Annotated in this window: 12 protein-coding genes and 4 pseudogenes; 12 read left to right on the top strand and 4 right to left on the bottom strand. The window is 40.2% G+C overall.

Features of this window, described 5'->3' with window-relative positions:
- Positions 1-44: 44 nt before the first annotated feature.
- Together V7K60_RS04480 and V7K60_RS04475 are read right to left on the bottom strand one after the other, a co-directional pair.
- A complete protein-coding gene (locus tag V7K60_RS04480) occupies positions 45-1,532 on the bottom strand; it encodes a CIA30 family protein (protein WP_334923283.1) in 1,488 nt (495 codons plus the stop codon).
- Positions 1,533-1,695: 163 nt separating this feature from the next.
- Positions 1,696-2,190 carry a GNAT family N-acetyltransferase gene (locus V7K60_RS04475; RefSeq protein WP_334923281.1) on the bottom strand — a complete coding sequence of 165 codons (495 nt, stop codon included), beginning with the start codon at positions 2,188-2,190 and terminating at the stop codon, positions 1,696-1,698.
- Positions 2,191-2,377: 187 nt separating this feature from the next.
- Between V7K60_RS04475 and V7K60_RS04470 the strand changes: the two genes are divergently transcribed.
- From V7K60_RS04470 to V7K60_RS04455, 4 genes and pseudogenes are all read left to right on the top strand, one after another.
- Positions 2,378-3,178: an RMD1 family protein gene (locus V7K60_RS04470; RefSeq protein ID WP_334923280.1), complete on the top strand. Its 801-nt coding sequence runs from the start codon at positions 2,378-2,380 to the stop codon at positions 3,176-3,178.
- 16 nt (positions 3,179-3,194) lie between these two features.
- Positions 3,195-3,590, top strand: a pseudogene (locus V7K60_RS04465) (hypothetical protein); the annotation flags it as partial.
- Between the two features lie 306 nt (positions 3,591-3,896).
- Complete coding sequence (locus tag V7K60_RS04460; protein ID WP_334923278.1) at positions 3,897-4,343, top strand: aromatic amino acid lyase; 447 nt, start codon at positions 3,897-3,899, stop codon at positions 4,341-4,343.
- Positions 4,344-4,441: 98 nt separating this feature from the next.
- Positions 4,442-4,711: a hypothetical protein gene (locus tag V7K60_RS04455; protein ID WP_334923276.1), complete on the top strand. Its 270-nt coding sequence runs from the start codon at positions 4,442-4,444 to the stop codon at positions 4,709-4,711.
- A 219-nt stretch (positions 4,712-4,930) separates the two neighbouring features.
- Here V7K60_RS04455 and V7K60_RS04450 read toward each other — a convergent pair whose 3' ends face one another.
- On the bottom strand, positions 4,931-6,553 hold the full coding sequence (locus tag V7K60_RS04450; protein ID WP_334923274.1) for a tetratricopeptide repeat protein: 1,623 nt from the start codon (positions 6,551-6,553) through the stop codon (positions 4,931-4,933).
- A 312-nt stretch (positions 6,554-6,865) separates the two neighbouring features.
- The gene (locus V7K60_RS04445; RefSeq protein ID WP_334923273.1) at positions 6,866-7,072 is read right to left on the bottom strand and encodes a hypothetical protein; all 207 of its coding nucleotides are present in this window, start codon (positions 7,070-7,072) and stop codon (positions 6,866-6,868) included.
- 2 nt (positions 7,073-7,074) lie between these two features.
- Here V7K60_RS04445 and V7K60_RS04440 point away from each other — a divergent pair.
- The 8 genes and pseudogenes from V7K60_RS04440 to V7K60_RS04410 form a co-directional block, all read left to right on the top strand.
- Positions 7,075-7,527, top strand: a pseudogene (locus V7K60_RS04440) (DEAD/DEAH box helicase); the annotation flags it as partial.
- A 225-nt stretch (positions 7,528-7,752) separates the two neighbouring features.
- The gene (locus V7K60_RS04435) at positions 7,753-9,402 is read left to right on the top strand and encodes an SDR family NAD(P)-dependent oxidoreductase (RefSeq protein WP_334923271.1); all 1,650 of its coding nucleotides are present in this window, start codon (positions 7,753-7,755) and stop codon (positions 9,400-9,402) included.
- Between the two features lie 65 nt (positions 9,403-9,467).
- Positions 9,468-10,262 (top strand): annotated as a pseudogene (locus V7K60_RS04430) (IS5 family transposase).
- Positions 10,263-10,629: 367 nt separating this feature from the next.
- Positions 10,630-11,835 carry a glutathione S-transferase family protein gene (locus V7K60_RS04425; RefSeq protein ID WP_334923269.1) on the top strand — a complete coding sequence of 402 codons (1,206 nt, stop codon included), beginning with the start codon at positions 10,630-10,632 and terminating at the stop codon, positions 11,833-11,835.
- Positions 11,836-12,013: 178 nt separating this feature from the next.
- Positions 12,014-12,634 carry a hypothetical protein gene (locus tag V7K60_RS04420; protein WP_334923267.1) on the top strand — a complete coding sequence of 207 codons (621 nt, stop codon included), beginning with the start codon at positions 12,014-12,016 and terminating at the stop codon, positions 12,632-12,634.
- Positions 12,635-12,659: 25 nt separating this feature from the next.
- The gene (locus tag V7K60_RS04415) at positions 12,660-12,851 is read left to right on the top strand and encodes a hypothetical protein (protein ID WP_334923266.1); all 192 of its coding nucleotides are present in this window, start codon (positions 12,660-12,662) and stop codon (positions 12,849-12,851) included.
- Positions 12,852-13,227: 376 nt separating this feature from the next.
- Positions 13,228-13,470: pseudogene (locus V7K60_RS35095) on the top strand (transposase family protein); the annotation flags it as partial.
- A gap of 411 nt (positions 13,471-13,881) precedes the next feature.
- The gene (locus V7K60_RS04410; protein WP_334923264.1) at positions 13,882-14,388 is read left to right on the top strand and encodes a hypothetical protein; all 507 of its coding nucleotides are present in this window, start codon (positions 13,882-13,884) and stop codon (positions 14,386-14,388) included.
- Positions 14,389-14,436 lie beyond the last annotated feature (48 nt).

Here is a 14,436-nt window from a genome sequence, read left to right as displayed (position 1 = left end):
CAGACTTTGTTGGGATAATTACAGACTAAAAATCTGTAGATATTTCATCTCTTATCCGGTTGTAAGTTAGAAAATAAACTCTGCCAATCGATAGAGTTGACAGTATTTTCTCCCTGTTTCACCTCAAATGTGACGTTAGACGCTTTTCCTAGTTTTAGCGCTTGCACACAAAGTTCTGCCACATCCTCACGGCAGATTTTGCCTCTAATATTGTCACCTTGCTCAAATATTAATTCCTTACCCCCTGCGTCTTCAGTTAAAGCACAAGGTCTAATAATTGTATAAGGAATTCCGCTTTCTCTTAAACTATCTTCCCCCTTCAACTTCCAAGTTAGAATTCCTCCCAATTGGTCATTTAATTTTACTGCTGGGGGTTCTTCATCTAAATTAATGCCAGGGCGGCCGGGACGAGTGACACCTGCTGAACTGACGAGGATAAATTGTGGTAAAGTTGCCCCCCCATAAGCTTTAATTGATTCCAACTGGAAAGTAAAACCACCTGGGGAAAACTTGGGATTTAAAGCGCCATCATGTTCAAATTTGCTCAACATCAGTTGGAATGAACAAATTCTACTTTCTTCAAGTGGCGGTGCATCTTTGACAACTTTTGCTCGAAATACAGGAATCAAATCTGCAAAGGGGATGTGAATATCTATCCAGGTATTAGCTACGGTATCAAAAGAATAGCTGTAGCCAATACCATCCCATTTTGTATCTGTCCGTAGAAATATTTTATAACGTTGACCATCACCTTTGACACGCAATTTCACACCTTCGTAATCAGATAGGTTGAAGGGTGGATCAAAATTCTTCGTTCTGACAGAAGCAAATCCGCCAGAGTTAGCGGTGGAGACATTACCAGCAAATAAAGCTGTATTTTCTACTAATTGGATATTACTCGCACTCACGCCACCCATGACGACATCATCCAACGCTCCCCAGTTATCCTTTAATTCTGCTGATGGCTTGGTGAAATCAAATATTAGTTTTTCCTTTGGTTGGGGCAAATATTTTGCTGCCGCTTGGACTAAGTTTTTGACTCCTTGATATTCTACATTTTCAGGAGTGTCACCAACAATTTCTGGCTGGTAAAATTTAACACCTTGATAGTATTTAGCTCTATCTGCTGTGTCTCCCTCAGCTGGTTGTACACGCACTGCTGTGCAACAAATTACAGCTTGGATATCAACCATAACTAAAGGAGTTAAAGTTTCTGGCTGTGTGATATCCGCAACTAATAAATCGATATCATTACCAAGAATTAACCGGGCTTTGTCAATATCTCGAACTAGGGCGCAAACTTTATAACCTTGTTGGAGCGATCGCTGCACGACTCGTTTACCGACACCACCTGTTGCACCTGCTACTAATATTACACCCACATTTCTTCCTCCATTGGGTCTATATTGATTATCCTTAGGACGACCTTGGATTAATTGCTGTACCCAGTTAAGGAAAGGAATTACCTCAAAGTAAGCCAGGGTTTCGATAAACCTGCCTAAGTCCCATTGAGAACGATTTTTGTCAGTCATATTTGCGTCCTCATAACTCTCTTCACTCTAACAATTTTAGGGGGAGTGGCGAGTAGTGTAGTTCAATTACTTGAAAAGCGCTGTCATTTTTTTAGAGCGCAAGAGTATCATCAGCAATATCTAAAGAAGCATGGACGCGCCTCTTACAGGATAGGCTAATCTTTCACTCGATTGAGGGAATATATAAGCGCTCAGTTGGAATTTCATACTTCATAAATAGTACAAAAGCTTTTGTTAACCTCTTTCGTAATTGAGATAGTCCAAACTTGGACTTGAGGGATGGTGGTAAGTCTTGAAAATTAACGGATACAAAACCTCTTTGAATGTAAAAATTCACCAATTGATGTTTTAAGCATTTTAAATAAAGCGGTTGACTAGCTTGAGTAATTAAATGCTGCACTAGAACAGTCCCTAAACCACGGTTTCGCCAAGCTGCTGCAACAAATAAACTACCTAGCTCTTGTGCTAAGTGAAAGTTTCGGAGCTGCCCGAAGGCCACTAAATGCCCATCAGATTTAATCACCCAAAATTGCTGCCATTTTAGTTGACTAGGGTCTAGCTTTGCTCTAAACACAAAAAATACTATTAACCACATATCAAAAGGCTTGGCTTTACGAAGAACATATTCAGGTGGCAACGAGACATTAGACTGTATCATCTATCCAGCCATAATTAGACAATCCCAATTTACCTTGACTGGTTGAATTTTTTTGACCAAAACAGGGTGTGGGCTGTAGGGGAAACACGAAATGGTAAGCTGAGATTGTAGTTATCTCCGACAACAAGCATCAATTACTATCGTTACCAGAGCAGTAAAGCAGGCAGAATATAGCTTCCGGGCAATAATGCAAAAACTTCTTTTTAATGACAAAGATAGATTTAGAGCGCAGGCCCTATTCCTTGGTAAAGGTATTAACTTACAGACACTGGATAATTACGTTTCCTTAACGAGTATGCCATTAATGATTAAAGTTGGTGAAGAAGGCTACGCAGTATTGCTGGTCTATGGTGCAGTTGTCCTGTTTAACCTTGAGCCTGTAGAAAAGGTAGCCTTTTTGACCAAACTATCCTCTCAAATTAGCGGCCCTTTTGCCGACCCGGAAACAGAAGAGGTTGAAGTTCATCTCAGTATTAGTGAGAGTGAACGAGCTAAGGAAGGAAAAATTTTACTGCATGAATTGAGTATAGAACGCTTGCAGATAGTGGCTGATATTCTCGCCAAGAGTGTCGTTTTGTCTCACTATGAAACCAGCCTAGCGGCTGTATTCGATCAAATTGAACCGTTTGCAGCTAGTCTCCAGCGTGAAAACAGGAGTAGACAACAAAGCCGGGAATTACTGCGTCAACTTGGGACTACCCTATTAGTTCAACATAAGATTGTGGGTCAAGTAGAGATTATTGATAAGCCAGAGTTGCTCTGGGAATCTCCACAGCTAGAAAACTTATATCTGCGCTTGGAGGATGAATACGAAATTCGTGAGCGTCACCATGCTCTGGAACGTAAACTAGAGCTAATTTCCCAAACCGCTCAAACGGTGCTGGAGTTCATGCAGCATAGCAGTAGTCAGCGAGTAGAGTGGTATGTGGTGATTCTGATTGTGGTAGAGATTCTGCTGTCACTTTATGACATCCTTTTCAAAGGCTAATGCTAAATTTGGGGTTGTGATTTCATGTGAACGGGGGATTAAGACTTTTGACAAAGAGTATACACGCAATACTTTAGATATATCTGCAATTCCTGTTTTGCATAGTCTGACTCACTTGCCAATTGCTGTTGATCCTAGTCACGGTACTGGGAAATCGGAATTGGTGACACCAATGGCAATGGCTGCTAAAGCAGCTGGTTGTGATTCGCTAATGGTTGAGGTTCACCCTAATCCTCAAAAAGCCCTTTCAGATGGGCCTCAGTCGCTCAATTTTGCCAGCTTTGAAGAATTTATGAGAGAAATGGCTCCCTTGGGCAAATTCTTTGGTCGCTGGCAAGAACAGAAATACACAAAAAGTGTTGAAACTAATTCTCTACTCCCCTTAACAAATTGGAAGATTGGGGTTCTTTAACAACAGAGGCAGAGGGTAGGAGGCAGGAGGAATACTGTCTGACGCTCTCTACGTTCGCGCAGCGTGTCGCAGACAGACGCTCTTGCTAACTTGCTTCTCTGCAAGAGTACGCAAACTCGCTACCGCTGCGCTATCTCCTGTGGCGACCTTTCATGGAGCTTGCGGGTTTAAGTCCCTCACCAAAATCTCCGATTTGGTGGATTGGAATTAGATGGGGTTGAAGCCTTGCCTCATCTAAATTCCAACCTCCTGCCTTCTTCACTAATTGTCATAGGTTGAAAACTTTAGTCATAAACTCTCAAAAGCATGGATACACTTCGTTTAAGCAAAAAAACTGCCAACAAAATTGCCTTTTTTTTTGTGCATAGTTCTGATGAGGCTGTAATTGTAGGCGATCGCAATCTCACTGTTGAAGAAGTAACTAGTGTAGCGCGTTATGGAACACGGGTACGTTTAACTGACGATCTAGAAAAATTGGCTAATATCCAAGCATCCTGTGATTTTATTCGCCATGCAGTTGAATCTGGCGAACCTATTTATGGGGTGACAACTGGTTTTGGTGGTATGGCAAATGTAGTAATTTCTCCTGAATCTGCGGCGTTACTACAAAATAATTTGATGTGGTATCACAAAGTAGGTGCAGGAAAAAAATTACCTTTGGCTGATGTTCGGGCTGCAATGCTTCTACGTGCAAACTCCCACATTAGTGGTGCATCAGGGACGATTCAGCCACAAATAGTTATGAAATTATAGATATTACTGGCACAAGAAATGGCAACCTAATAGAGTCTTTATTATCTCCGGGATCGTTTCTTGACAATGACAATCTCTTATTAGCTGAAACTCTGGCATTGGATGAATTTGGATTTGCTTACACCGTAGGAGGAGCATCATATAATGTGTTTTACACTTATGACTACTTAGAAATAGGCGATCGAGGTTATTATAGAGGTTATCCCCTCAATTCTTTTTCTATAACACCTATCCCTGAGTCTTCGTTAATGTTAGGTATACTAAGTATAACTGTTTTAGTAGCTATCAAAAAAAGAAACGGTAAATTAGCTCATTTGAAAAAGTCAATAATCCCAATTTGGGCGTTGCTGATTAAGGTCAAATGGTAGAGACAATTTATTAGTAACAGCATTACCTAAATCGACTAAAATCAGCCAGATGATAAACACACTTTGGAGGTTATACCAATTCTATATGAAGATGCACTAAATCATATTAGGACTGAAGTATAAGAAAGAAAAACGAACCGCAAAGGGCGCAAAGGACACAAAGAAAGAAAATTTGGCGCACCCTCACAAAGAAATGATATTACTTTCTATAGTATTTATCTAAAAGTTTAAAATATCTAATGATTGTTCTATCTCTAAATCTAATATTATTTCTCGTGTATTTTTGAGTGCTTCTAGTTTACCTTCTTGACGATAGATGTCTGCTGCTTTCTGAAAATCTTCAATTGCTTGCTGTCTATCTGCAATTTCTAAACGAATATTACCACGCTTATAATAAGCATCAGCATAACTAGGATTAATCTGAATTGCCTGAGTATAATCTTCAATTGCACCCTCAAAGTCTCCTAAATCTGAACGAGTATTACCACGGTTATAATAAGCATCAGCATAACTAGGATTAATCTGGATTGCCTGAGTATAATCTTCAATTGCACCCTCAAAGTCTCCTAAATCTGAACGAGTATTACCACGGTTATAATAAGCTATGGCATCTTGAGGATTAATCTTGATTGCTTGAGGAAATCCTGGCTGAGAGCCTAACAAATAACGAGCAATCCCACGGTTTTTATAAGCATCAGCATAATGAGGATTAATTTTAATAGCCTGGGTATAATCCTCAATTGCTCCTTGGTTATCTCCAACATGAGAACGAGCTTCAGCCCGATTTTTATAGGTTACGGCAACATTAGGATTAATTCTAATAGCTTGAGTATAATCATTAATTGCTTCCTCTAATCGCCCCAATTGATAGAGAGTTAAACCTCGTTTATTGTAAGATTTAGCATCATGAAGATTCATCTGGATTGCCTGAGAATAATCTGCGATCGCAGCTTCATAATCTCCTATTTTATAGTGAGCTAAACCTCGTTTATAATATAAAAAATCAACATTGTCCTGCTTAACTTGTAAAGCTTGATTATAGTTAGTAATTGCATTTGTATATTCTCCCTTTTGAAAGCATTCATCACCCAGCTTTACATAAAATATATTTAAATCTTCATTATGATATTCAGGCTGAAAAGAAGATTTGAGTACCTGATGAATAGTTGGCTTAGATAGAATTTCCTGTTTTGGAAGATATTTATAAATAGGTGGTTGTTGCCGAGAAGAATTATTTATAGAAGATTGTAACTGTTCTAGATAGCACCATAAACCACCACCATATAGTAATTGTTCTATTCCAAAAGAAATTTTACCAGTCTTCAATTTAATCATCTGGGTTGGGAGAAAACCAGCCACAAAAAGGTGATACTCAGATTGTGCTTCACTCACATCTTCTTGAATCAAAATGCAAACTACAACTGCATTTTTTTCAACTTCTTCAGAACTAATTGACCATCTTACTCTGTCAATTCGACCATGACGAGATTTTACCTCAATACCAATAGATGGGTCAGAAGTCAAGGTAAAATCTATATTACCATCGCCGCCGAATCGTTTTTCATAATCGACTTCGGTAATAAAATCAGCTAAACGTTCTTTGACAACTTCTTCACCCAACTTACCTTTGAGATAGCTAATAAAAACATCACGGACTGGTAAAACACGCTTATATTTTTCAGCCATCTGCCAACAAAATTCCCGTAGTGCCTTTAACCTCTCTCCAGAAATTATAGTTAATTCACTATATTGACCTTCTGTTTCACAATGAAGCAGACAACCAGATGCTAACCTTTGAATAAAATCAGACTGTAGCGATCGCAGTAGTGTAATCCAGTCCATTTATGTTTCTGCGAATCTTTTGATGAGATTATTCTATTAAAATATCCATTCGGCGTAAACCTTTTAATTAGCTTGGGTGATATTTCCAAAAATTGTTTACTATTTTGTAATAATTCTTAATTTAACTTATCACTTTTGAAAGTAGATCTCTATAGCTTCTTTCCACAGACTGTCATATTCATCGTTAGACATTGGCAGAATTTACATCAGTTTTGAAATTGCGCCCATGTCTTGATTATGCCAGAGTTTTGAGGAGTTAACAAAAGAGTGCGATCGCTGGAAATAATACCTGAAATATTAATTAGCTAACCACTAAGATCGCAAATGACCGAAAATCACAACCCCAACCCAAAGCCTCTCACCAACTCCAGTCCCCCCTCCCCACTCTTCGGGAGGCAGGGTGGTTTCATACAACCAGAGAAAAATGACAATACTTATGGGAGGCGATCGCTTTCTTGACAAGAGGGAAACATGAATAATCTGATCGAACAGTTGCAGCAAGTGCCGGACTATCGGCATAAGCGTTAGTGTTTAGTCAGTTTGTTGACCATTTGCACATTATCAGAGATTATCTGGAGCAGCAAGGAATTAATTATCAATATCTAGATGGCAGCACTTCAGTGGCAGAGCGCAAAAAACGGGTGGATGCTTTCCAAGCTGGTTCAGAGGATGTATTTCTGATTAGTCTCAAGGCGGGGGGTACAGGACTGAATCTGACTGCTGCTGATTATCTGATTCATACAGATCCTTGGTGGAATCCCGCAGTGGAAGACCAAGCCTCAGACCGCGCTCATCGCATTGAGCAACAACGCCCTGTTACCATTTATTGTCTAGTAACAAAGGATACTATAGAAGAAAAGATTGTGCAATTGCATCAGCACAAGCGAGACTTGGCTTCGAGCCTATTGTCAGGTGCTGATATTAGTGGCAAGATATCAACGGAAGTCTTGTTACAGTTGATTAGTGAAGGTTAAGGCATTTACCAAGGCTTTTTTGACAATAATCGCTCATTCAGTCAGTTGCTTTTATCTCCCTTGAGCGATCGCAAAACTTGTTGCGCCATAATTATTACCTTGAAATAATGTTTTGGCACGGTGATGGCTAACCGCCCAATTCAAATTGTAGAAGGATTTAATCATGATGCAAGATGATGAAATACTTGACGTTATATTAATACTAGCTATATTTCTGGCAATTAGTTGGAAATAAATACTAAGAGAGCGGAAATTATGCAAGTGTGTCTGGTTACAGGTGGTAATTCGGGTGTAGGTTTAATGACAGCCATAGGTTTAGCCAAATTAGGCAATCATGTATTTATTGCCTGTCGTTCGGCAAATAAAGCCGCAAAAGCTATAGACTACATCTGCCAAACCACCGGAAATGAAAATGTGAAATTTTTACCTCTTGATCTAGCTTCTTTAGATTCAGTTCGGAAGTGTGTAAAACTATTTAATGGCTACAATTTGCCATTACATATATTAGTCAACAATGCAGGGATATTCAACAACAGAGGTACAACCAAAGAAGGTTTTGAACTGATTTGGGGAACAAACTATTTAGGTCATTTTTTGCTGACTTATTTATTACTAGAAAATTTGCAAAACTCTGCTCCTAGCCGGATTATTATGTTAGCATCAGATTTGGCATTATCTTCAAGTGGTATTGACTGGAATTTATTAGTTAAAAGAACACCTTTAAATTTCCTAAAATTATATACCGTTTCAAAACTCTCTTTATTGCTTTTAACAACAGAACTTTCTCAGCGATTAAATAATCATCAAGTCACTGTTAACGCCATACATCCAGGCTTTGTACAATCAAATATTACTATATGGCATCGTCTCAGTAAATATTTAGGTTTAGGTATTTCTTCGGAAGCCGGAGCATATAGTACCCTTGTTTGTGCTACTTCCCCAGATTATCAAAATATTAGTGGAAAATTTTTAGATAATCACACTCAAGAAATTTTATTACCCGAAATAGCACAAAATCAAGAATTATCACAGCAATTATGGGAACGGAGCTTATTATGGGCTGGTTGCAACCAACAGCAGAATACAAAGAAAATTAATTATGATGGTACTGATGAAATTTGGGGACCAAATTCTCTGATTTTAAGCAGTGATGAAATAGCTAATATTACCCAATACATTTTTGATAATATTATCCGAAAAATCCCAATAAATATATTATTAAAACAGGTATTTAAATCATTTCTCAGATTTGATATTGGTTCGTTATTCATTATATTAGTTCAAGTTTATACCAGATGTTTTTACATGGAAAGACATTTAGATTCACCTGTAATTTGGCAATTATGTCAAGATAAAAACTTATTAGAAAGGCTTAATGCTCATTTAGGGGATAATTTAGTATTATGGCGGTCAGAAATATGGGTAAATTATCCCGCCCAGCAATTAATTCCTTTTTGGCATCAAGACTCTTATTCTAAACTGCTGAAAGGAGATGGTAAAACTATCAATGCTTATATAGCTTTGACAGAAGTTAATGAATATAATGGATTTGAGTATATACCTAATATTTACTTAAAAAATTGCCAAATAAAAGGAACCGATCCTTTTAGTGGTAATCACTTTTTTGAAATCACTGATGAAGTTGGAAAAAAAGTTATTCCTGTAGTGTTGCGTCCTGGTGAGTTTGTACTATTTACTAATACACTATTACATCGTTCAGTACGTAATAATAGTGGTAAAGTCAGACTTTCTTTAACGCTAAGGTTGACTCAGCCAGAGGTAAAAGTTTTACCAGGTTATACTTCTAATTACCAGAAGCCTATAATTTTGCAATCACAAAATAGCGCTGATCCTAAGAAAATGTCTGAAAAGTAAGGGAGCTAACGTCACGGTATTCTGTCATTAGAAAAAATACTTAAGTAGACAGCGTGACAAAAGCAATGAATCCATTTTACCCAAATAACCTGACACTAGAACAATGGGAAGTATTATCACGACTGATTCCTGAGTCAAAATCAGGTGGTCGTAAACGAAGCGTTGATATGCAGGCGATCGTTAACGCAATCATGTATATTTTGTGTGCAGGTTGTGCGTGGCGAATGCTTCCAAACGATTTTCCCAAATGGAAAACTGTGTATCATTACTTCTGACAATGGCGCATTGATGGAACATGGTTAAAAATTCACGAACGATTACGTTTGTGGGTACGTGTGAGTCAAAACTGAGAACCATCTCTTTCAGAAGCAATTATGGACAGCCAAACTGTTGAAGCAGCAACAATGGTTTCCCAAGAAGTTGGTTACGACTCTGGAAAAAAAAATTAAGGGACGCAAACGCCATATACTCGTAGACACTTTGGGTTTACTGTTAGTTGTGGTGATCACTGCTGCTAATACAAGCGAACTTTTTAGGTGCAAAACAAGTACTTTCAAAGCTGAATGCAGTACGCGATCGCTTCCGGCGGTTAATCACTATTTGGGTTGATGGCGGCTATCGCAGCAAGGATTTTCAGCATTGGGTGATGGATATCTACCGATGGAAAATGAAGTGTTGTTAGCCGTCATGAGGAACACAAAGGTTTTGTTGTACTCCCTAAACGTTGGTTAATTGAGCGAACTTTTGGTTGGTTTAACTGGTGCCGACGATTGAGCAAGGATTATGAAATTTTACTTCAGACCACTGAAGCATTTATTTATGTTGCCATGATCCGATTGATGCTCAAACAACTTGCGTGATTAAAATCACCTATTTAAAATTTCTCAGACATCCTCTTAGCAGCAACTTTTCCTTTAGCAAGCTGAAACCATGATAAATTTTGTGGTAATTCAAGGTCTAGCAGAAACTGGATCTGAACAAAGTGACAACCAATGGATGATCGCTGGTAAATCATCAACTCACTCTGAAGTTGTATTTGTATTATTTAACTGCTTCATAACCGCCTCTGTGATTCGTCCATGCCTTTGCAGACTAAACTTTCAGGCTGCTATTTGTCCAATATCTTTTCTTTAGGGGCGAACCTATCGGTTAAATTAAGCCTTGGTGTAATTGAAAATATTGTAAAGTATAGAATTGTCCTAAGTATTGCCCTACGCAACTCCCCCTATGACTACCGCACCCTTAAGCTGGGAAGAACTACAAACCCTCACGGATTATCAAATAGATACCGTCAATGGTCTTACCAACGCTAGAGCCAGGTTGCGCTTGTTTGGTCAGCCGGAATCTGATGTGCGGGTAACGCTGTACCGCGATAACCACGCCTGGTGTCCTTACTGTCAAAAAGTTTGGTTATGGCTAGAGGAAAAACAGATCCCCTATCGAATCGAAAAAGTGACAATGTTCTGCTACGGGGAGAAAGAAAGTTGGTACAAACGTAAGGTACCATCAGGAATGCTCCCCGCAATCGAGCTAGATGGACGGATTATTAAGGAAAGCGATGACATTTTGATCGCTTTGGAAAAGGTTTTTGCCCCATTGAGCCAAGGGATGGAAGACCAGACGGTGCTGACTCTACGTCAATTAGAACGACTTTTATTTAGAGCCTGGTGCGCTTGGCTATGCTCTAGAGCAGGTTCGTCTCAACAAGAACAACGCAACCGAGAACAATTTATCGGAGTGGTGGCTAGTGTTGAGTCGGCTCTGGGTCGCACCCCAAGCCCTTACTTTCTGGATAGCTTCGGCATCGTCGATGTGATTTTTACGCCATATCTCGAACGGATGAATGCGAGCCTTTACTACTACAAAGGCTACTCCCTGCGTTCGGAAAACCCTCGCTTGAACGCATGGTTTGCGGCAATGGAAAGCCGACCGACCTACTGCGGTACCCAGAGTGACTTTCACACCCACGTACATGATTTGCCGCCCCAGATGGGGGGCTGTTGGGAAAACGGCGAAACCCAGATGCTTCTCAATAAAGCGCAGGTGGATAATGGTCCCTGGTTTGGGCTACCAGATGTTACTTATCCAGAACCGGAAAACTCCCGCATGGAAGCTCTTCAACGAACTATCAAGCACCGCATTAATATTATCCGAGTCAACCCCAAAGATGATAAATTGTTTGATCAAGCCCTACGTTGTGCTTTAACACATATGATGACTGGTGAAGACTGTGTACCGACATCGGGATCTGATGTCGCTCTCCGATATTTGCGCGATCGCATTAATGTACCGCGAGATATGTCCATTTACGCAGCCAAGCGATTGAGGGAATCCCTGGAGAAAACCGCAGCCCTTGTGGGTGATGGGCAGCCAGACTCCATTCCTACTAAACATCGACGAGATCAAGACCCGTCTAACTTTGTCATCAAGTAGGATTACCCCACCCATCCTAGGAGATCGCGCGACTCTAACAGTGAACAGTTATCTTGGTATGAACTACCTCTAGCTGAAGCGAAGCTAGCTAGAGGTTTCTACATCCTCTAGTTCATTGACAGCAAAGTTACTTTGAGATTTTTGTCTGCATCAAAGACCTTGGCAGCCGCCCGCTGATTTGAGACGTTATGCAGATGTTGCAAGAGGTATATGTATGGACAAAGATCAACTAAAGCGAGTTTTGACAGAGCGGATGGCAATCGGCCCTGGTCAACCGTGGTTTGAGTCCTTAGTAGACCCCATCGACTGGTTCGTTCCTCCTGACTTCACGTTGAGCCAGATTTTCTTTACACAACAAACTGCTTCTGCACTCGTGTGCGCGCTGGATGTATATGCGAATCCCTGTTGCCTTTGTACGCCTCGGCTTGCAGCCGAATGGTATCGACGAGGGCGCTGGGTGACGCTTCTAGACATCGATCCGAAGTTTGCCGAATTTGCGGAGTTTCTCCCTTATGATTTGCGGGAGCCACAGCCGATTAACCAGGAATTTGATGTGATTATTGTTGATCCCCCGTTCTTCATCCCTGAGCCAGTGTATCAGGCGATCAATGTTCTGACTGGGGATCGGCGACCGGATCTGTTCTTGGTGTTTGCCGTCGAACACGAAGCCAAACTGCTGCGGCTTTTTGCTGAGTATCGACTGCAACCAACAGATTTCAATCTGCGGCATAACAATGTAAAAGCCAGTCACCAGCCCTTGTTTCGGTTGTACGCTACTCAGCCCAATTTGGTCTATTGATGACAACGAAAATTGACCGACTTAGGTGAAAGTCCTGACAATGCGATCGCTTCTCAACCCAACAATTCAACCCATCCGTTCAGTAGACCTCTTGCAAAACTCCCAAATACATGGGACAAGTAGGTTAGAGTTGGGTAGCATTGATGACCTACGAATAAGTAAAAAGCTTAAAGCCAGAAGACTTTACAGCAATGTGTGGTGTACGACCAGAGACTAATAACTGCGATGCTAGAGGTAGTGCGATGTCTACGACGGGCTGCGCCTACGCCTAGTCAATCCAAACAGAAAATAGGACGACCAAGTAAACCACCTCAGAAGACCAATTGTTGATGACATTGGAATACTGGAGTAAAGCCGGAGACGCTCCGCCTCCGGAGAGTACCGTACCTACTTCCATATAGGTCAATAAGCAGGGAGTGAACGAGTCTACAGCTTACCGAATTATCCGAAAAATAGAAGATACACTTACCTATTTCTAGGGCGTTCACACTTCCAGGGAAGAAAAAATTGGCTACTTCTAATTATCAGTTAGAAGTAGTAGTGGTTGATGTTACAAAAAGCCCCATTGAACGTCCTAAAAAAAACAAAAAAAGTTTTACAGTGGAAAAAATAAACAGTATACACTTAAGTCACAAGTAGTAGTAGACCAAGCAAATAGTAAAATCATCTGCACCGCTCATGGTAAGGGTAGAAAGCATGATTTTCGGATATTTAAAAATAGTCAAGTTAGGTTGAGAGAAGATATAGAGTGCTTCGGCAATAAAGGTTATCAAGGTATTCAAAAACTGCATAACAATAGTCGGATTCCCAAGAAAAAACCTAGAGGAGGTAAATGAAGTTATGAGGATAAAAAGAGTAATCAAGAATTAGCCATAATTATAGTTTTAGGTGAGCATGTAAATCGAAAGTTGAAGGTATTTAAAATTTTGTCTCTTACTTATAGAAATCGCCGAAAAAGATTTAGTTTAAAGTTTCATCTGATTGCTGCTCTCTACAATTATGAGCTTTGTCTCCCCAAAATGAAATCTTCCTGAGCGACTTTTGCAAGAGGTCTAGTCCACTGTGGGGCATCTGACACCAATTGAGCAAACTTATCTTTCTTAAGCATTCTCGAACTCCAGCATCACGCCCCAACGCTGATCGCTTGTTAGTGTACTGAGTAATTCTCTCACCTGTTCCACGGATTGTTCTATCCGTTCAATAACTAGTCGAGCGTAATACTTTAACTAGGCCTGAATTACTCGGCGATGAATATCACCAGTACAAAACAGGAACGCTTTGAACAGTACTCTCATCAAGTCTATCGTGATGCAGTGGACGTAAATGACGACAGCCACTTTGCGGTGATTCCACCAGGAGTAGATTTCTCAACCTTCGATACTAACAGACGTTCCCAAAATGAAGAAGAGATATATCAACTGATTCAGGAGCGATTAGCACGGGATATCGCTGAGTTGCGTCGAGATTTGCCCGTTATCTTAGCATCTAGTAGATTAGAGGCTAAAAAAAACCTATTAGGGCTAGTGCAAGCTTTTGCAATCAGTCAAACACTTCAGGAACGAGCTAACTTAGTTCTGCTGACAGGGGGGCTAGACGATCCGCTACGCCAGAGGGCTAGCGATGACATGAGCGAAGAGGTATTAGCACCCATCCGGGAGGTGATTGAATCAAACGACTTGTGGAGCAAGATCAGTGCTTTTAGTTTATTAACCCTCTTTTGTTACCTTCGGGGAAGAAAAATAGGAGAAGATTAGCTAGCTATAGAGAAATGAATCGGAGAAGCTCGAAAACCATTCATCAAT

It is taken from the genome of Nostoc sp., from assembly GCF_036917555.1.
GTDB lineage: Bacteria > Cyanobacteriota > Cyanobacteriia > Cyanobacteriales > Nostocaceae > Nostoc.
Note: the sequence above shows the minus strand (reverse complement) of the source record. Positions and strands in the feature narration are given on the sequence as shown.